Here is an 18,916-nt window from a genome sequence, read left to right on the forward strand (position 1 = left end):
CGACAGGCAAAGCCTGGAAAGGGGGCCCATGCACCGGACGCCGCTCCTTGACGGGCAAACCTTGCCTGACGCGGCACTAGAGATAGCCCTCGCGCAGTGCGTAGGCCACGGCATGTGCCCGGTTGCGCAGGTGCAGTCGGGTGGTCAGCCCATGCATGACGTTCTTGACCGTGCGTTCCGAGTACGAGAGTTTGCCCGCGATCTCACTGGTGTCGAGCCCTTCGGCGACCAGCCGCAGGACGTCCACCTCACGCGCCGCCATCCCCTGGCCCGGGGCCCCGGTCTGGCCGCCCGCGGAACGCTGGAGGGTGCCCACCTGGCTCATCAGGCGGCCCAGCAGGTCGGCCGGCAGGTCGCCGTCGCCTCGGGAAGCCGCGAGCACGGCCTGCGACAGGCGGTGGCCGGTGGCTTCATGGCGCCAGACGACTGCCCCGACTCCGGACTCGATGACATCGAGGAGTTCGGCCTCCCGTACCGCACTCACCACCAGCACGGCGCGGGCGCCCTCGCTGCGCACCAGCCGCCGCAGCCGGGTGAGCGTGGTTTCGTCGGGGGTCTCACCGACAAGCACCGCCACGGTCCCCGGCCTGGCCTCCGCGTCCTCGTGAAGCTCGATCACCGGATGCCGGCGCAACTGGCTGAGCACCCCTGCCCGGGAGATCGGGTCCGCCGCGTGCACGACGACGGGTATGTGGTGGCCGGGGTCCACCCTTCCGATCTCGGCCGCAGCCGGGGAAGCTGCGGAAGCCGTGGTGACAACTGCCCGAGCCGGGACAGCTGCCGGAGCCGGGACGTGCTCCCGGCCCAACGTGGCGGCCGATGCTGTCGAGCCGGATCGTATGGTGCGTAGTGAGCTGCGCAACCGTTCTTCTCCCCTGCGTCTTTCGTTGTGCCTCGTCGTGGTCGGATACCGAGCGCTCCCCGTATAGCGCTCTGCCATAGGTGACGGTCGCTTCCGCGGCGAGGTTCAGAGCGGCGGGCACAAGGATCAATTCTCTGCCGTCTCCTTGGGCGAACTGGACGCTTCTGCCCCTGTACGCCCACCCGTCGCGGCGCAGCCGGACTTGCCCGCACGACGGCCCGCACCGCGTCCCGGACCTGCCCGACCCGGGTCCGGTGGGGTCCGACCGGGCCTGGTGCGGCAGGGTTTGCCCGGGTTGGGTCACAGGGGTTGGGTCACAGCGGTCCATCCGCCGGCACGGCCGCCCGTAATCCGGCCCTCTGGGGGCACCCGTGAATACGTCGAGATCATCCGCATGGCAGGCTGCGCCGCTGTTCGCGCACCTGATCGGCACGGTGGGGCCGGGGACGCAACACGCACTTTGCGCAGCATCGGCAAAGCGCACGCCCGTGGGGATCCCGTGCAACAGGGCGAGGGCCGACACGGATGCCGTTTCCCGGACGGAAGTCCCGGTGGGGGAAGCAGCCCAGGCGCACGGTTCCGGGCAACTGCCATCAGCACGGAGGGTGCTCTCAGTACTGGGCCGTCGTTTCCACCGCCGCGAGCGTGACCGCGGGTACGTCCGCGCCGTCCAGCAGGCGCAGGACGGTCGCTTCACGCGTCAGCAGGCTCTCCGCGTGCCGCACACAGCCTCCCGGACCGCGGAGCTCCAAGCGGCGCATCTCCGACGTCCAGCCTCCCGCAGCAGCACGCCGTTCTCGACGGAATCCGCCTCGGGCAGCCACTTCTCCACCTCTTGAGGAAAGGTATCCGCCTCCCTGCGGGTACGCGCCTGATCCCCGCCGTGCGGGCTGGGATCAGGCGATTCGCACTCGGTCATTCATCACCCGCCAGGGTGAACGTGCAGGTGGACCAACCCGTGCAGTCCCTCTCCTGAAGCTCCTGCTCCTCCTCCTGCGGCAGCAGCTCCAGGGCGTCAAGGTCGGCAGTCGTCTCGATCATCGTCTTGCCTCTCTCTTCGGGCTTCCCGGGCCACCTCGACCCGGGCAAAAGGTCGATACCTCAATAAATCGCCAGAAAACCGATCTTGAGGATTTATTTGCACTCTGAGTGCAAACATACACCTTTGGGGCGCGATCGGTCGACAGGAACGCACGACCGGGCGGGCATAGACTGGTGAGCCGCGCATACGGAGCGTGAAACCCGGGGATCCGAGAGAGCGCCGACCTCGCATGACCACGAATCCGCAGCCCGCCCGGCCGGGCAAGGAGTCCGCCGACTCGCTCCTGCTGCTCGATGTCGCACGTGCCGTGCTGAGCCGCTGCGGGGGGCAGCGGTGGACGTTGCAGCCGACGGATGCGTGGTGCTTCGCACGGCCTCCGGATCGCGCCGTGCGGCGCGAACACGGATGGAAGCTGCACGTGTCGGCCACACCGCTCTCGGCGCCCCTCGTCCTCGCCCGGTCGGCGGAGGTGCTCACCCGGCACGCGGCCGCCTTCAAGTTCGCCGTCGACCTGGAGCGGGTCGTCCGTCTCGGGGACGTCTGGTACGACCGGGGCATGGGCGGGAAGTTCATCACGGTATATCCGGACGACGACGATCATTTCCGCCTCCTGGCGGGCGCGTTGGATGCGGTGACGGCCGGACTGAGCGGACCGCGGATCCTGTCCGACAAACCGGTGCGGCCCGGCAGCCTCGTCTTCTTCCGGTACGGGCAGTTCAGCACCGATATGGTCCTCACCGACGACGGCGTGTTCGAGCCGTGGATGACCGGCCCGGACGGCAGCAGGATCAAGGACGAGCGCGCTGCGGGCTTCCGCATACCGCCGTGGGCCGCGTACCCCTTCCCCGAAGCGGCCGCCACTGCGGCAGGCTCGGCGGCGACGGCTCCACCGGTGTTGCTGGGAAGCCGCTTCAGGGTGCTGCGGGCCGTCCGGCACGCGAACAAGGGTGGCGTCTACCGGGCGTTGGACGAGCGGACGGGCCGCGAGGTCGTCGTCAAGCACGCGCGGGCACACGTCGGCGCCCGGCTGGACGGAACCGATGTGCGCGACCGGCTGCGGGACGAGTCCCGGATGCTGGAGCTGCTCGCACCGCTGGGTGTCACTCCCGGGAAGGTGCATCTGTTCGAGGAGCAGGGGGACTTGTTCCTCGCCGAGGAACTCGTCCCCGGACAGTCCCTGCACCGGTGGCAGGCGGCGCGCGTCCGCGACGGCGGGCCGGAGGCGGGCGAGGCCTTTGCCATGGTGTCGCGGTTGGTGGCGCTGCTGAGGACCGTGCACGGGGCCGGGTTCGTGGTCCGCGACCTCAAACCGCACAACGTGATGGTCACCCCGACCGGGGAAGTGCGGCTGATCGACACGGAGTACGTCACGGAAGCGGGCCGAGACCGCGCTCCGGCGTACACGCGGGGATACGCCGCACCCGAGGTCAGGGCCCTCGGCCTGCACGCGTCGCCCGCGGAGTCCGGCAGGGTCGCTGGGCCGGAGGCGGACCGGTTCAGCCTCGGGGTGGTCATCTTCTCGCTCCTGACCGACCTCGATCCGCGGTGGGCAGCGGGCTGGTCCGACAGCGCCGACCGACCGGAGGACGCGCGACGGGCGCTCGCGCTCATTGCCCTGTGCCATCCCCCGCTGGCACCGTTCGGCGAACTGATCGACGGTCTGACCCGGGCCGACCCCGGCGAGCGGTGGACCCTCCCGCACGCACAAACCTGGCTGGCCGACCGGAACGGTACGGACACCCGTGGGCCCGGGGCCACGGCGTCCGCTCCGGCCGCGGCTCCCGCCCGGACACCGGCGCGGCAGGACGCGCTGCCTCCGTACCGGGCGGCCGCGATCGACCGGCTGATCGACGACGGCCTCGCCCATCTGCAACGCACCATGACGCCCTGGCGCACCACCCTCTGGCCCGCGCCGGAGCGGAAAGTACCGCGCACGGATCCCTGCACCGTCTGGAACGGTGCCGCCGGTGTACTCACCACCCTCACCCACGCCGCGCAGGCCCGCGGCGGCTCCTCCCTGCCGACCGCCGTGGCCGAGGCCGCCCGCTGGCTCGACGGCCGGCTGTTCGACGTGCCCCGGCTGCTGCCCGGCCTGTGCTTCGGCCGTTCCGGCACCGCCTGGGCGCTCCACGACGCCGCCCGGTTTCTCGGCGACACCACCATGGCCGACCGGGCTGTCACCCTCGTCGAGCGGCTGCCGACGCGGTGGCCGAGCCCCGACTTCACCCACGGCCTGTCCGGGGCCGGCACCGCGCGGCTGCACCTGTGGCGAGCCACCTCCGACGACGCCCACCTCGCGGCCGCGTTCGCCTGCGCCGATGCCGTTCTGGAAACCTCCGACCGGCGGGACGGCGACTGGACCTGGCCGACCTCCCGGGACACGGACTCCGCGCTCGCGGGAGCGCACACTCACGGATTCGCCCACGGGACGGCGGGGGTCGGGGCGTTCCTGCTCGCCGCCGCTACCGCCGCCGACGTCAGCGGACGCACCGGGAAAGCGGCCAGGTTCGCAGCCGCCGCGCTCGGCGCGGGCGAGACCCTCCCCCCCCCCGCCCTGGTGGTGGACGGCCGGGCCGGGTGGCCGACGGAGGTGGGGTACGAGCCACAACTCCGGCCGAGCACACAATGGTGCAACGGTCCCGCCGGCATCGGCACCTTCCTGATCCGGCTGTGGTCCTCGACCGGTCTGCCGCGTTTCGCAGAACTCGCCGGACAGGCCGCGGCGGCCTGCGTCGCCGATCCATGGCGTGCGGTCGCCGGCGCGTGCTGCGGGAACGCCGGGGTCGGCCACTTCCTTCTGGACATGGCCGAGATCACGGGAGAGGCCCGCTACCGCAGACAGGCCGAGGGCATCGCCGCGGTCATCGACGCCCAGCACTGCGAGTATGACGGGCTGCGTCTCGTCGCCGACGCGACCTGCGGCTCCGAGTACGGCAACGGGACGGCGGGGATCCTCGACTTCCTCCTGCGGCTGCGGCACGGCGGCCCACGGCCGTGGACGGTGCCGTCGACGTCGGCACCGACCACTGACCGGTCTCCCTCCTGACGGCCTGGAGGCCTGCGGACCCCGGTGGCACTACTCGCGCACCACTGCGGACACCGTCCCTCAGGAGCGGCCTGCGGAGACGCTCCGCCAGGCCCCCGGCTCGCCCGATCGAGTGGGAACGCAGCCCCGTGACCCCGCCGCAGCACGAAGCCCCTGGTAGAGGTGGCTCATGGCGCCACAGTTGCGGACGTTGGAGGCCCAGGAGTGGGACACCTGGTACGGGACCGTGGAGCGGGCCTTCGGCGGGCCGCCCACGCCCCCGGAGGCGCGCGGGCTGTGGCAGAGCCTGACCGAACACGACCGCTCCATTGCCGCCTGGGACGGCGACGAGTGCGTGGGTACTGCCGGGGCCTTCTCGCTGCGCCTGTCTGTGCCCGGCGGCAGCGTGGTCGACACCGCCGGGGTGACGATGGTGAGTGTGGCCGCCACGCACCGTAGGCGCGGGCTCATGACGCAGATGATGCGGCGCCAGCTGGACGATGTCCGCGAACGGGGCGAACCACTGGCAGCCCTGGTGGCCTCCGAGCCGGGCATCTACGGCCGCTTCGGCTACGGCATGGCCACGCAGCAGTTGTCGGCGAGCATCGACACGGCCCGCGTACGAATGGAGGTGCCGGCCGGCACCGGCGCGGACGGGGTGCGCCTGCGGTACGCCGATCCGTTGTCCGCGCTGCCGGCCTGCGAGGCGGTGTACGCGGACCAGGTGGCGGACCGGCCCGGCACCCCGGCACGGCTGCCCGGGTGGGAGCGCCTGGCCGTGCTCGCGCCCGGGGGCGGCGGGCACGACGGCGGCTCGCCACTGCGGTGCGTCGTCGCCGAGCGGGACGGGACGGCGGTCGGCTACGCCCGGTTCCAGCACACCCCGCAGTGGGACGCCACGGGTGCCCGCGGGACGATCGTGCTGCGCGACCTCGACGCCCAGGACCCGGCCGCGTACGCGATGCTGTGGCGGTTCTTCTTCGAGATCGACCTGACGTCGACGCTCATGGCGGAGAACCGTCCGGTGGACGACGTGTGGCAGCACCTCGTCTCGGATGTCCGCCGCTGCGAACGGCATTTGCGGGACGGGTTGTTCGTCCGGCTGGTGGACGTGGGTGCCGCCCTGGAGTCCCGCGCGTACCGCACTCCGGTCGATGTCGTCTTCGAAGTCGAGGACTCCTTCTGCCCCTGGAACGAGGGCCGTTGGCGGCTCGCGGGGGACGGCCGCGGCGCATCGTGCACGCGCACGGCCGCGCCTGCCGACGTGACCCTGCAGGCGACGGCCCTGGCCTCGGTCTACCTGGGCGGCTTCGCACTGACCGCCCTCGCCCGGGCGGGCCGGGCCGACGAGCTGAAGCGGGGTGCGCTCGCGCGGGCCTCCCTGGCCTTCGGCAATGACACGGCCCCTTGGCTGCCGCACTCCTTCTGACGGAGTGCACCGACAACCGCAACGGTGAGGCCTGCGACGGGGCCGCCTGACCCGGCGATGCCGAAGGCCGCCCTCGAGAGCGCCGCGCAGCCGTCGTGGCTTCCCGGTCCGCCGCCGGCGACTGCCAGGCCAGGACCGCCAACCGTTCCACCCCGCCCGTTGACGGCTCCCTCACGCCGGGAGCCGTGGTCATGACACCGCCGCTGGAGGTCCGCAGCGGACTCCGGATGCCCTGGACGACCATCAGCCGCCAGCCGCGTCACCCCCGAACGAGCCGCTCTGCCGCGACTCCTCGAGATAGGAGCGCGCCAGTGCTCCGGTGCGGCTGAGCCAGTCGGCGATCACCGCGACCTCGTCGGGGGTGTAGTCCGCGAAGAGCTCCACGAGCCGCAGGTAGTAAGGCTCGTAGATGGCTCGCACACGCTCCTCGGCCGCGGGTACGGCGACCACCCGCACCCGGCGCCGGTCGGCGGGGTCGGGGCGCCTGACGACGTACCCGCCGCGTTCCAGGCGGTTGAGGATGCCGGTCACCGCCCCTGACGTGACGTGCGCGCGCTCGGCCAGGTCACCGGCGGTCACCGGGGAGTCCCCCGCCTCGAGTACGTAGGCGAAGCAGATCAGGTCCGTGACGCTCAGGCCGAGATTCCGGGCGTATTCCTGCTGGCCCACCATGCTCGTCGCGATCAGGTGATCCATGGCGCTGACGGCGTCGAAGGGGGTGGCGACGGGGCGGGGCTTGCCCTCCATGTGGACTTTCCTTAGTACGTAAGATAAATTCCTCACTTGCTAAGGCATCTTAATTCCGGCCACAGCCAGGTGGCCACATCACGCACCGGCCGGGCCGGGACGCAAAGGAGCAGAAGTCATGAGCGCAGACCACTACGACGAGGGCCACACCATCGCCGGATGGACCGGCACCTTCATCGCCACCATCGGCGCCGCGGTCGTCGGCGTGGGCATCTGCGGCTGGCGTCCGGGCATCTGGCTGGGGATCGCCGTGATGGTGGTGGCCCTGCTGGTCACCTGGGCCCTGCATCTCGCGGGCTGGGGAAAGCGGCCCGGACCGCGCCCCGCCGACCAGTGGAGCATGCGCGTGCGGGATCACGCGGCACGCGCGGGACACGAGGAATGCCTGGGCTGCCTGCTGGCCGGGCGGCGGGGTACCGCCGCACGGCCGACCGGCCTGCCCGATCGTGAGCAGGTGGTCACCGAGCGCCGTTCCGGTGCGCTCACTCCGTGACCTGGGACCCTCGGGTCACGGCGGTCCCTGTACGAAATGGCTCGGCCTGCCGTCCCGGTGCACCAGGCGCCCGTGTCGGGCGGCCTCGGCGCGGGGCAGCAGGGTCCAGCTCCCGTCCGGGCGGCGCAGGGCGGCCGAGTGCCAGGGAGTTGTCCAGGCGTCGGGCGCGTCGAGCAGGCGGATGCCGAACTTGGACGCGCCGACGGGCTGGGGGTGGATGGACAGCCGGACGGAACGTGGATGGTGCTCAGCGATCAGCTCCCCCCAGGCGCGGCTGCGCTGGATGACGCCGTAGGCGCGCCGCCGGCACTCGCGCTGACGGGCGGAGCGGGTGCCCGTGAAATCGGCGGCGTCATCGAGGAGGAACCGGGTGATGCCCCGGTAGAGCGCCAGGGTGTGACCGTCGGCCCGGACCTCGGCGCGCAGTGCGTCGAGGGCGGGGGCGTACCGCTCGTGCACATGGGCGCGTTTCGCCGTATGCGGCAGGTCGCCGAGTACGTCCCTGAGGTCGAAGACGGACAACCGGTCCCAGCCGAGTTCGGAGATCAGTCCCCGCAGCGCGTCGGAGTAGGCGTCGATGTGGCGGTCGGGGACGCGGATCAGATCGCCGAACACATGCCCGTCCGAGCAGATGACTATACGGGCGCCGGGCGGATGGATCTCGCCGATCCTGGCGCAGAGTTCGCTGAGGAAGCCCAGGGAGAGCCGTTCGCCCTGGTCCGGCAGATGGCCGAGGACCTTGGCGGGGTTCGGGGACTTGCAGGGAAAGCCCGGCAGGGTGAAGACGATCGGTTCGCCGCGGTGTACGAAGGCGCCGATCCGGCGCAGTTGGTGGGGGAAGGCGTCGGCGGCCGCGGTCGCGGTCCCGGCCGCTGCCCGGTGGTAAGGGAGCAGCAGGCTCAGGACGGACGCGCTGACATGGTGCGCGGGTCGGCTTTCCGGTGCGGTGGTCAGCCGCATGGGGAGCCTCCGTGGGGTCGGACACGGCGGTCGTAGGCGACGGGCAGCAGGCTGGTGCCACGGCCCAGCACGGCCGGAATCCAGGCGAGTTCCTCGTCCGGGACGGCGAGCCGGAGTCCGGGCAGCCTGGTGATGAGGGTGCCGAGAGCGATACGGAGCTCGGCGCGGGCGAGCGCGGCGCCCGGGCAGAAGTGGATGCCGTGGCCGAACGCGAGATGCGGATTGGGGTTGCGGCCGAGGTCGAGCTCATCGGGCTTCTCGAAACGCATCGGGTCGCGGTTGGCGGCGCACAGGGAGACGATCACGGAGTCACCACCCGGGATCCCGGTGCCGTGCAGATCGCTGTCCTCGGCGAAGAAGCGCCAGGTGGTCAGCTCGAAGGCGCTGTCGTAGCGCAGGAGTTCCTCTACCGCGCGCGGCAGCAGCCCCGGGTCGTGGCGCAGCCGGTCGAGTGCGTCCGGGTGGCGGAAGAGCGCGATGAGCGCGGTCGTGATCTGGTTGGTGACCGGTTCCTGGCCGGCCACGAGGAGCTGGAAGATCATGGAGTCCAGCTCTTCCTGGGAGAGTTCGCCGCGGTCCCGGGCGGCTGCGAGCCGACTGAGCAGATCGTCGCCCCGGTGCGTCCGTTTGTGGGTGACGACCTCGGCGATATAGCTCTGGAGACCGTGCAGCCGTGCCTCGTACAGCGGCCGTCCCGGATCGGTGGGCCCTACGGGCTGGACGACCTTGCCCCAGTCCCGGTCAAAGCGGTCCGCCAACTCTTCCGGGAGTCCGATGACTTCGGCGAGCACCTGGAACGGGTAGTGCGCGGCGAAGCCGGAGACGAGGTCGGTGGGACCGGTTTCGGGCAGCGCGTCGACAGCGGCGTCCGCCAGTTCCTGGAAACGCGGTAGCAGGGCGTCGATACGGCGGGGGGCGAACGCTTCGGTCACGAAGCCCCGCATATGCGTGTGCTTGGGCGGGTCCTGATGGAGGAGATGCACCTGGAGCTGGGAGTGCTGGGGCTCGGGCATGATCGACGCGCGAGCCCGCCAGCGGTCGTTCCCCCGGTCGTGGTTCTTGCCCAGGCGGTCGTCGTTGAGAGCCGCGTGGGCGGCCTCGTATCCGGTGACGAGCCAGGCCCGCACCCCGCTCGGGAACAGCACCCGGTGCACCGGTCCGGCCTCGCGCATGCGCTCGTAGAGGGGGTAGGGGTCGGTCTTGTACGGGCAGCCGATCAGCGGCACCGGTTCAGGGAGTGGTGCGGTCGGTGTCGGTTCCTGGATGGTCATGGTGCTGCGCTCCTCAGAGGACGAGTTCCGGCTGGTGGTGGTCCAGCCACAGGGCGAGGTCGACGACGCGTTCGAGGCGGAGGCGGTGCCCCCACTGGAGCCGCTCTGGCGGGGTGTCGAGGCAGGGTTTGATGAGGGTCTCGTCGGCGAGGGCGCGTACCTGCCCCACGGCGAGCGCTTCCCGGGCCAGGTCCTGGAGACCGCGGTTGTAGTCGGGGTGGTGGGTGGCCGGGTAGTGGTTCTTGGGCCGGTGCAGCACGGATTCGGGGGCGAGGCCGCTGCCTGCGGCGCGCAGCAGGCTCTTCTCCCTGCCGTCGAAACTCTGCGTCTCCCAGGGCGTGTTGAAGGCGTACTCCACCAGGCGGTGGTCGCAGTACGGCACCCGCACTTCCAGGCCCTGCGCCATGCTGAGCCGGTCTTTGCGGTGCAGGAGCTGGCGCAGCCAGCGGGTCAGCGAGATGTGCCGCATCTCGCGCTGCCGGTGCTCGGTGGCCGTCTCAGTGTCGGTGTGCGGCACGGCGGCCAGTGCGTCACGGTAGGTGTCCTCGCGGAACTCGGCTATCCGCAGGTCGAGTTCGGGATTCAGCGGCATGGCGGCCTCGTCGCCGGTGACCAGCAGCCAGGGGAAGGTGGGGGCGGCCAGCGCGTTGGGGTTGTGGAACCAGGGGTAGCCGCCGAACACCTCGTCGGCGGCCTCACCGGACAGCGCGACGGTGGAGTGCCGCCGTATCTCCCCGAACAGCAGATACAGCGAGGTGTCCATGTCCCCTACCCCGATGGGCGAGTCCCGCGCCACCACGACCGCCCTGCGGTGCTCCGGGTCGAGCAGGGCGAGCGGATCGAGGACGACGGTGCGGTGGTCCGTGCCGATGTACGCCCCGGCTTCGGCGGCGTACGGGGTGTCGTGGCCGGTGCGCAGGACGTCGCCGGTGAAGTGCTCGGCCTGGTCGCTGTAGTCGACGGCGTAGGAGCGGATACGCGCGTCCGGCCCTTCGCGTCGGCGCAGTTCGCCGGCGAGGAGCGCGGTCAGCACGGTGGAGTCGATGCCGCCGGAGAGCAGGCTGCAGAGCGGGACATCCGCCTCAAGCTGGCTGTGCGCCGCGGACGCGACGAGATGGCGGACACGTTCGACGGTGGTGTCCCGGTCGTCCTCGCGGGGGTGGGGCCTGGCTGCCAGCCGCCAGTAGCGGAGCTCGCGGACACCGCCGCGGTCCAGCACCAGGATGCCGCCGGGCTCGACCTCTCTGACGCCCGACCAGAGCGTGGGTCCGGTGTTGAACAGCAGGCTGTACGCCTCCCTCAGTCCATCCGCGTCGACACGGGGCCGTATCTCGGGGTGGGCGAAGAGGGCCTTCGGCTCGGAAGCGAAGGCGAGTCCGCCATCGACGGCGGCCCAGAAAAGGGGCTTGACGCCGAGCCGGTCGCGGACCAGGAGCAGGCGCCGGGCCCGTACGTCCCAGACGGCGAAGGCGAACATCCCGTCCAGGTGTTCGGCGACGTTCTCACCCCACTGCTCGTAGGCACGCAGCACGACCTCGGTGTCACTGCGGGTACGGAAGCGGTGCCCGAGGTTCCTGAGCTGGGCGCGCAGTTCGTGGTGGTTGTAGACCTCGCCGCTGTAGCTGAGCACCACGGCCGGGTCGCCGGGCAGGTCGGCCATCGGTTGGACGCCACCCGGAAGATCGATGACGGACAGCCGGCGGTGGCCGATCGCCGCGTGTTCGCCCAGCCAGACGCCGCCCGCGTCGGGGCCGCGCGGAGTGAGTGCGGCGGTCATGGCCTCGATCACTGGGGCCTGGGGACGGGGGGCGTCATGGAAGGACACCCAGCCGGTGATTCCGCACATGGGCAACTCCTCGTTCGGTGCGGGGCGGTCAGTGTGAGTTGGTCAGCGTGGGGCAGCGGGTGAGGCCGCCGGGACGTCGGTGGCACGGCGCGGGGGCAGGGCGAGCAGGGGTATGGAGCACGCGGCGGCGGTGGCGGCCATGACGAGGCCGGTGCGCGCGCCGTGCGCGGTGCCGGCCAGACCCCAGACCGCGGTGGCGAGCGCGGGGCCGAGGGTGAAGCCGAGGCTGCGGGCGAGTTGCACGGTGGAACCCGCGGTCGCGGCCCGCTCCGGTGGCGCCGCGCCCATCACCAGGGCTTGGGTCGGGCCGCCGTTCAGCCCCATGCCCGCGCCGGCGAGCGCGAGCCGCCAGGCCACATCGCCCGGTGACCAGTCGCCGCCCAGTGTGATCAGCAGGCACAGGCCCGCCGTGGTGACCACGGCCCCGGCGAGCGCGACCAGCCTCGCCCCGTACCGGTCGGCAAGGCGTCCGCCGAGTGGTCCCGCGATGCCCATGCCGAGCGGGAAGGCCAGTACGGTCAGCCCGGTGGCCGTGGCGCTGACCCCGTCGTCACGCTGGAGGTGGAGGGCGATGACATAGTGCGTCGCGGCGAATCCCGTAGCGAGGGCCAGAACCGCCCCGTGGGCGGGCGCCAGACCGGGCACCCGGAGCACCCCCGTCACCGACCTGCCGCCCGGCCCGCGCAGCCACCACCACAGCGGCGGTACGGCTGCTACCGCGAGGGCCAGCCACGGGGTGTGACCGGCGGCCAGGGTCAGCGCCAGGAGCAGAACCGTTACTCCCGCGGCGGCGGGCAACGCGTCAAGCAGCGCCTTCGGCGCGGGCAACCGCAACCGCCCCCCGTCGCCCGGCATGGCCTTCCACGCCACGACCAGCGCCAGCGCGCAGACCGGGATCTTGACGAGGAACACCGCGCGCCAGCCCATCGCGTCCAGCAGCAGCCCGCCGATCGCGGGCCCGGCCACCGCGCCGAGCGGCCCCAGTGTCGCGGGCACACTCATCGCCCGCGCCCGCAGCGCGGGGCGCACCGATCCCATGGCCAGCACCGGCATCAGCACGAACAGGACCGCGCCGAACATCCCCTGCACCACCCGGGCGCCGATCAGCGGCCCGGCCGATGGCGCGGCTGCGGCGAGGGCGCTGGACAGAGCGAACCCGGCGGTCGCGCCCAGCACCGCCGCCCGCCGACCCGGTCCGTCCAGCCAACGGCCGACGGGCAGCAGCAGTGCCACGACCGGAAGCTGATAGCCGAGCACGACCCACTGGGCCGTGGCGGCCGGCACCTTCAGGTCCCCTGAGATCGCGGCCAGCGCCACATTGACGATGTTCATGTCGAGCATCGCCACGAACGACAGCAGTCCCGCCACACCCACCAGGAGCCAGCGGTCCTGCCCATGATCACGACCCTGCTGGTGGCCGCGGTCCGGCCCACGGGGACCGTCCCACCCAGGGCCGCCTTCCCGCACGGTGGGTATGCCGTCCCGCTCGAAGCCGCGACCCTCCCCATGGCCGCTGTCCTGCCCCTGACCGCGATCCTGCCCGTGGGCAACGTCCCGCCCAGGGCCACGATCCCGCCCAAAGGCGTCGGCCGCCTGCCGATGGCCGCCATCCCGCACGGTGGGTATGCCATCCCGCACGGTGGATTCGCCGTCAGGTATGCCACCAGGCTCTGCCGAGCCCCGGTCGTGGTGCGTCACCCTTCCGCCCCGTCCTTCCTCGCCGGACGGCCGCCGGACGGCAGCCTCGTCCCAGATGTCGGCGGTACGGCACGTCGAGTTCCCGGCCAGGCGGCATGAACGCGGGTCATCCGGTGCGCGGCACCCCCACGGCGTGCGTGCCCGTCACCGGGGGCGGCGCGTCGCCGTCCGCCGGTGACGTGTGGTCGAAGGCGATGAGCGGGTCCCCCGTCAGCGGGTGTTCCAGCACGGCCGCCCGGACCCCGAACACCTCGGCCAGCAGCTCGGGGGTGATCACCTCACGCGGTGGGCCGGAAGCGACCACCGTCCCGGCGTGCAGCACATGCAGCCGGTCGCAAACGGACGCGGCGGCGTTGAGGTCGTGCAAGGACACCAGGGTGGTGCGGCGCCGCGTCCGGAGCAGGGCCAGCAGCTCCACCTGGTGCCGCACGTCCAGGTGGTTGGTCGGCTCGTCCAGCACCAGGACATCCGGGTTCTGGGCGAACGCCCTTGCCAGCAGGACACGTTGACGCTCCCCGCCGGAAAGCGCCGTAAAGCGCCGGTCCGCCGCCGTCGCCATGCCGACATCCCGCAGCGCCCGCTCGACCAGCTCCCGGTCGGTGGCATCGTCTCCGGCGAACGCCCGCTTGTACGGCGTGCGCCCCATCGCCACCACCTCGCGCACCGTCAGCTCGAAGTCGCTCCCCCGCTCCTGCGGCAGCGCCGCCACATGGCGGGCCGCACGGGCGGGGGCCAGCTCGCGGATGTCCGTGCCGGCCAGTAGCACCCGGCCCGCGACCGGACGCAGATGCCGGTAGACGGTGCGCAGGAGTGTGGACTTGCCGCTGCCGTTCGGGCCGACAAGGCCGGTGATCTCCCCGTCGGCGGCGACCAGACGGGCGCCCGACACCACCGTGCGGCCCGCGTAGGCCACGCGCAGGTCCTCGATGTCGATCCTCAACTGACGCTCCCCAGCCGCCGGTCCAGCAGATACAGCAGGGCCGGGGCCCCGATCAGCGAGGTGACGACCCCCACCGGCAGTTCCTGTGAGTCCATGGCCGTGCGGCACACGATGTCCACGACCACCATCAGCAGTGCGCCGAGGAGCGCCGAGACCGGCAGCAGCCGGCGGTGGTCGCCGCCGATGACCAGCCGGCAGACATGGGGCACCATCAGCGCGACGAAGGCGATCGCCCCGGACACGGCGACCAGCACCCCGGTCAGCACACTGGTCACCGTGAACAGCTCCCGGCGCAGCCTGGTGACGTCCACACCGAGGCCTGCCGCCGTCTCGTCCCCCATGAGCAGCGCGTTCAGACCCCGGGCACGTGCCTGGAGCCACAGCAGGGCGACCGGTACGGCTACCGCAGGCACCGCCAGCATCGGCCAACTCGCACCGCTCAGACTGCCCATGAGCCAGAAGAGCACGCTGTGGGTCTGCTGCTCGTCGCCTGCCTGGAGCACCAGATAGCTGGTGAATCCGGACAGGAACTGCCCGATCGCCACCCCCGCCAGCACCAGCCGCAGCGGAGCGAACCCACCGCCGCGCCGTGCCACCGCCCACACCAGCGCGAACGTCCCCAGGGCGCCGGCGAACGCGGCACCGGACAACCCGAGACCCAGCGCACCGCCCGCCCCGGCGCCCAGCACGATCGCGGCGACCGCGCCCAGGGAGGCTCCGTTGGAGATGCCGAGCAGGTACGGATCGGCCAGCGGGTTGCGTACGAGAGCCTGCACCGCCGTGCCGACCAGACCCAGACCCGCCCCGACGAGCGCGGCGAGCACGGCCCTGGGCACCCGTAGCTGCCAGACGATCAGGTCGTTGGTGCCGGGCCGTGCCGGCTCGCCGGTCAGGCGTCTGCCCACGACGCCCCACACATCGGCGGGCGGGATGGAGGTCGACCCCCAGGAGACCGCCGCCGTCAGCCCCACCAGCAGCGCGACGCCGATACCGATCGCGAAGATTCCGGCGGGCAGGCTCCGGGCCTCGCCCGGGGCCGCGTCGCCGGACCCTTCGCGCCCGGACCTGGACCAGGACCTGGACCTGGACCTGGACTGTGTGTCCAGCACGCCTACTTGACCTTCCCGGGATGGATGGTCCTGGCGATCTCCTGGACCACCGCGGCGTTCTCCACACCGGCGATGGTGGTGCGCTCGGAGGCGATCCGCAGGAAGCGGCCCTCCTTCACGGCCTTCAGACCGCTGGTGGCGGGGTTGCCCTCCAGCCACTCCCGCGCCTCGTCGAAGGCCTTCTCGTTGGCGGCCTCGCTGCCCCGGTTCCGTACCCCGAGCTGGATCCAGCCGGGGTTCCTGGAAACCACGTCCTCCCAGCTCACCTGCTTGAAGTCGCCGTCGCAGTCGGCGAACGCATTGCGGGCCCCGGCCAGGGTGATCACGGCGTGGGCGATCTGGCGGTTGCACACGGCCATCGGTTGCTTGGTGCCCGCGTCGAAGTCGAAGAAGAAGTACGTCGGCCTGGCCTGCTCCGCTGTCCCGCCGACCGCCTTCCGTACTCCGTCCACCTTCTCCCGCATCCCGGTGACGAGCTCCTTCGCCTTCGCGCTCGTACCGGTGACCGCCCCGAGCGCCGTGATGTCCTCCTCGACCGCCGACAGGTCGGTGAGCGGTCCCTTGTTCTGTGCCGCGCACGCCGTGGACTTGAGGAAGACGTGCTTGATGCCGGCCGCCTTGAACTCCTCGGCGGTCGGCGCGTCCCCCATCCCTCCGCCGCCCATGTTCCCCATCGAGGCGAAGGTGTCGATGTACAGGTCGGCGCCGGAACCGAGGAGCTTCTCCTTGGGGATGACGGTCCGGCCGAGCACCGCGACCCGCTGAGCCTGGGCGTCCAGGGCAGCGGGCAGTGTTCCCTTGCCCGGCGGGAAGCCGGTGCCGACCACCTTGTCCCCCGCGCCCAGCCGGAGCAGCAGTTCCAGGCTGGACGCGTTGCTGGTGACGATCCTGCCGGGCACACGGTCGAACGTGGTCTCGGCGCCCATGCAGTCGGTGACGGTCACCGGCGCGCGACTCCCGGTGGACGTGTCCGCGCTCTTGCCGTCACCACTCCCGCAACCTGCCGCGAGCAGTCCGCACAAGGCGACCGCCGTACCCCACCACACACGAGAACGCATTCGACTCTCCAGAACTCTTCGGCACGGGGGCAGGGCTCACCCCCGGTCCAGTAGTCGGGCCGAGTGCGGTGTGAGTTCCCGTACCGGTGTGCGGATTCCGGCGCGTGCAACCGGGCACGCGCCGGAACCCGAGGGCGACCGTCAGGCAACCAGCGCGCTCTGCCGCCCCTCCGCCTGTGCGAGTAGCTCCATCAGCGTCGCCCGGGCACGCGCCACCCGGGACCGCACCGTGCCGATCGGGCAGCCGCTCAGGGCCGCGGCCTCCGCGTAGGGCAGTCCCACCATCTGGGTGAGCACGAACGCCTCCCGGCGCTCGGGCGGCAGCGCCGCCAGCAGTTCCAGCAGTGCGACTCCGTCGTCGAAGCCGGGCAGGTCGCGCGGCTGGGCGAGTTCGACGGCGAGCTGCCAGTCCGGCACATCGTGCAACCGCGGCCTGCTGGCCGCGTACCGATAGCTGTCGATCACCGCCCGCCGGGCGATGGACAGCAGCCAGGCGCGGGCCGACGACCGGCCTTCGAAGCGGTGCAGGCTGCCGAGCGCACGCAGGAAGGTGTCCTGTACGAGATCGTCGGCCGACTGCGGATCGCCGGACAAGTGGGCGACATAGCGCAGTACGTCGCGGTGCAGGGCGCGTACGAAACGCTCCACGGCATCGGCGTCACCGCCGCGCGCGGCGAGCGCCCAGGAAGTGATCGACTCATCGGCCGGAATCTCCTTGCTGTCCGTCGCATCCCATGAAGCGGGCAGGGCGGAAGAGATCACCTGGTGTCCTTCTCGGGTCGTCCGGAACCAGGGCCGGGACATACGAAGGGCGCCGCGGTGCCCTGGGACCGGTGTGTGGGGGCCGACCGCACGGCACCCGCTTCCGCAGGTGCTGCGACCGGTGCCCGAGGGGCACTTGGGCCGCCTCGGGGATCCGGCTGTCGTCAGGCGACAGCGGTCCCCACGGGCGGCCCTCGGGAGACGATGACGTAGACCAGGGAAAGCAGTCGTGCCACCCGCGACGGGCGACGACGACCGCGCAGCCGCGGCCTGTGCCGTGGCGCCGGCAGCGCGAGCAGCAGCCGCAGCGGCGCGATCAGCCACCCGGCGACGGAGCGCAGGATCCGGAAGGCGGCCCGCTCGCCGTAGGCGAGCCAGAGACCGGTGAGCAGCGCGGCCAGCAGGTGCGCGGCGAGCATGCCGAAGGACCAGGTCTCATCGCCCGGCCCCATTCCGGGGGACACCATGTGGTGCCCAGGATGCTCCGGGTACGCGGAGTGCGCCGCGTGGTCGGGGTACGGGGACTGCGGGTGCCTGGACTGTACGAGTGAGAAGCCCGAGTGCAGCGCCGTCTGTACGGCGACCACCATGGCCACCACGGCGCCACGACCCCGCTCACACCCCGTCAGGCACCAGCCCGACGCGCCGGCCGCGCCGAACCCGCCGACGAGCGTCCACCAGGGGACGGACTCGCCGGACATCATGACGTGCCCGAGTGCGGCGAGCACCACGCATACGGCCGCGAACACCGCGGCCCTCAGCGTGCGTGAACACCACCCAGCAGTCATGGCGCCTCATCCTCGCATCCCGGGTCGGCCTCCCGGCAGACCGCCTTCCCGGGACCAGGCGTGTCCGGAGTCCAAGCGCCCTCTGCCATCCGGGTTGTGCGGGGGAATCAGGGGAAGGCCGACCGGTCGCGCGGGGGTGTGGTGGCCGGCTGGAGTGGGGGCTCGTCCGGCGCTGGAACGGCCGTTCGCACCCGGTAGGGGAAACCCCGGAATCCGCCCTTCGCACGTCGCCGAAGTGGGACATTCGACCCGGCACTGCCCACCTCGGCGCGTCCTCGTACGCGCCGCCGACGAAGGCGAGGCGATGTGAGGGGACTCTTCGGCCGCGTACGCATGACGGAGGCGAAAGCCTCTGACGCCGAGCGGGAGTTGTTCGGCGGGCCGCTGCGATACGACACGGGGTGGGCCGAACACGAGCATTCCTGGCTGGACTTGACGATGGTCACGGCGCTCAGGGCCATGCCGCGGCTGGTGCTGGGCACCTTACGCAGGGCCTGGGGCGCGGACCGGGCCTCGCTGCTGGGGGTGGGGGTGAGCGAGATCGGGCAGGGCATCGTGGCGGCGGGGAACCTGCTCGCGGTGAACGCGGTCATGCACGCGCTGCTCGGTACGGGCGAGCCCGTCGAGCGGTTGCGGGCGGCACTGCCCGCGCTGGTGGTCATCGCCGGTCTCGCGGTGCTCAACGCGGGGCTCGCTGGCTGGTCCACCGCGCGGGCCGGGCGGCTTGAGCCGTTGGTGGAGCGGCTGGCGACCACCCACTAACAGTGGGCGGCGGCCCCCGTGGGGGTGGAGGGGATCCAAGATGACGGGGTGGGCCCGCGGTGCGTTGTGGGGCCCGAACGGGGGGGGGGGGGCCCCCCCCGGAGCTGTAGGGCCCGGACGGCGG

Annotated in this window: 17 protein-coding genes; 5 read left to right on the top strand and 12 right to left on the bottom strand. The window is 71.9% G+C overall.

Going from position 1 to position 18,916, the window contains the following annotated elements; all coding sequences use genetic code 11:
- Positions 1-76: 76 nt before the first annotated feature.
- Both ACFWI9_RS26825 and ACFWI9_RS26830 read right to left on the bottom strand, forming a co-directional pair.
- The gene (locus tag ACFWI9_RS26825) at positions 77-709 is read right to left on the bottom strand and encodes a LuxR C-terminal-related transcriptional regulator (protein WP_387165757.1); all 633 of its coding nucleotides are present in this window, start codon (positions 707-709) and stop codon (positions 77-79) included.
- Between the two features lie 1,068 nt (positions 710-1,777).
- Positions 1,778-1,903, bottom strand: a complete 126-nt coding sequence (locus ACFWI9_RS26830; RefSeq protein WP_387165759.1) for a hypothetical protein — start codon at positions 1,901-1,903, stop codon at positions 1,778-1,780.
- A gap of 230 nt (positions 1,904-2,133) precedes the next feature.
- Between ACFWI9_RS26830 and lanL the strand changes: the two genes are divergently transcribed.
- A complete protein-coding gene (lanL, locus tag ACFWI9_RS26835) occupies positions 2,134-4,950 on the top strand; it encodes a class IV lanthionine synthetase LanL (RefSeq protein ID WP_387165761.1) in 2,817 nt (938 codons plus the stop codon).
- A 169-nt stretch (positions 4,951-5,119) separates the two neighbouring features.
- The gene (locus ACFWI9_RS26840; RefSeq protein WP_387165763.1) at positions 5,120-6,358 is read left to right on the top strand and encodes a GNAT family N-acetyltransferase; all 1,239 of its coding nucleotides are present in this window, start codon (positions 5,120-5,122) and stop codon (positions 6,356-6,358) included.
- Between the two features lie 243 nt (positions 6,359-6,601).
- Here ACFWI9_RS26840 and ACFWI9_RS26845 read toward each other — a convergent pair whose 3' ends face one another.
- Entirely contained in the window at positions 6,602-7,105 is a 504-nt protein-coding gene (locus tag ACFWI9_RS26845; RefSeq protein ID WP_387165765.1) for a MarR family winged helix-turn-helix transcriptional regulator, read from the bottom strand.
- Between the two features lie 118 nt (positions 7,106-7,223).
- Between ACFWI9_RS26845 and ACFWI9_RS26850 the strand changes: the two genes are divergently transcribed.
- On the top strand, positions 7,224-7,598 hold the full coding sequence (locus tag ACFWI9_RS26850; RefSeq protein WP_387165767.1) for an HGxxPAAW family protein: 375 nt from the start codon (positions 7,224-7,226) through the stop codon (positions 7,596-7,598).
- A 15-nt stretch (positions 7,599-7,613) separates the two neighbouring features.
- On the opposite strand, the gene ACFWI9_RS26855 is transcribed toward ACFWI9_RS26850, so the two are convergent.
- From ACFWI9_RS26855 to ACFWI9_RS26870, 4 genes are read right to left on the bottom strand one after another with little or no spacing between them, the layout of a single operon-like run.
- Complete coding sequence (locus ACFWI9_RS26855; protein WP_387165769.1) at positions 7,614-8,558, bottom strand: L-tyrosine/L-tryptophan isonitrile synthase family protein; 945 nt, start codon at positions 8,556-8,558, stop codon at positions 7,614-7,616.
- Entirely contained in the window at positions 8,549-9,829 is a 1,281-nt protein-coding gene (locus ACFWI9_RS26860) for a cytochrome P450 (RefSeq protein ID WP_387165771.1), read from the bottom strand. Before ACFWI9_RS26860 ends, ACFWI9_RS26855 begins: the two co-directional genes overlap by 10 nt.
- Positions 9,830-9,842: 13 nt before the next feature.
- On the bottom strand, positions 9,843-11,675 hold the full coding sequence (gene asnB / locus ACFWI9_RS26865; RefSeq protein ID WP_387165773.1) for an asparagine synthase (glutamine-hydrolyzing): 1,833 nt from the start codon (positions 11,673-11,675) through the stop codon (positions 9,843-9,845).
- Between the two features lie 42 nt (positions 11,676-11,717).
- A complete protein-coding gene (locus ACFWI9_RS26870; RefSeq protein ID WP_387165775.1) occupies positions 11,718-13,049 on the bottom strand; it encodes an MFS transporter in 1,332 nt (443 codons plus the stop codon).
- A 21-nt stretch (positions 13,050-13,070) separates the two neighbouring features.
- Here ACFWI9_RS26870 and ACFWI9_RS26875 point away from each other — a divergent pair, with 21 nt between their 5' ends.
- Positions 13,071-13,472, top strand: a complete 402-nt coding sequence (locus ACFWI9_RS26875) for a hypothetical protein (protein WP_387165777.1) — start codon at positions 13,071-13,073, stop codon at positions 13,470-13,472.
- Between the two features lie 7 nt (positions 13,473-13,479).
- On the opposite strand, the gene ACFWI9_RS26880 is transcribed toward ACFWI9_RS26875, so the two are convergent.
- The 5 genes from ACFWI9_RS26880 to ACFWI9_RS26900 all read right to left on the bottom strand — a co-directional run bounded on the left by ACFWI9_RS26880 (position 13,480) and on the right by ACFWI9_RS26900 (position 18,030).
- On the bottom strand, positions 13,480-14,313 hold the full coding sequence (locus ACFWI9_RS26880) for an ABC transporter ATP-binding protein (protein ID WP_387165779.1): 834 nt from the start codon (positions 14,311-14,313) through the stop codon (positions 13,480-13,482).
- Positions 14,310-15,329 carry a FecCD family ABC transporter permease gene (locus ACFWI9_RS26885; RefSeq protein WP_387165789.1) on the bottom strand — a complete coding sequence of 340 codons (1,020 nt, stop codon included), beginning with the start codon at positions 15,327-15,329 and terminating at the stop codon, positions 14,310-14,312. The genes ACFWI9_RS26880 and ACFWI9_RS26885 overlap by 4 nt, the downstream gene beginning before the upstream one ends.
- Before the next feature lie 95 nt (positions 15,330-15,424).
- Positions 15,425-16,480: an ABC transporter substrate-binding protein gene (locus tag ACFWI9_RS26890; RefSeq protein WP_387165781.1), complete on the bottom strand. Its 1,056-nt coding sequence runs from the start codon at positions 16,478-16,480 to the stop codon at positions 15,425-15,427.
- 141 nt (positions 16,481-16,621) lie between these two features.
- The gene (locus tag ACFWI9_RS26895) at positions 16,622-17,242 is read right to left on the bottom strand and encodes a sigma-70 family RNA polymerase sigma factor (RefSeq protein ID WP_387165783.1); all 621 of its coding nucleotides are present in this window, start codon (positions 17,240-17,242) and stop codon (positions 16,622-16,624) included.
- 164 nt (positions 17,243-17,406) lie between these two features.
- Positions 17,407-18,030, bottom strand: coding sequence for a hypothetical protein (locus ACFWI9_RS26900; RefSeq protein WP_387165785.1), 624 nt, complete (start codon positions 18,028-18,030; stop codon positions 17,407-17,409).
- A 306-nt stretch (positions 18,031-18,336) separates the two neighbouring features.
- On the opposite strand from ACFWI9_RS26900, the gene ACFWI9_RS26905 reads away from it, so the two are divergent.
- Entirely contained in the window at positions 18,337-18,792 is a 456-nt protein-coding gene (locus ACFWI9_RS26905; protein WP_387165787.1) for a hypothetical protein, read from the top strand.
- Positions 18,793-18,916 lie beyond the last annotated feature (124 nt).

The sequence above is a fragment of the Streptomyces sp. NPDC127084 genome (assembly GCF_042724175.1).
Lineage (GTDB): Bacteria > Actinomycetota > Actinomycetes > Streptomycetales > Streptomycetaceae > Streptomyces.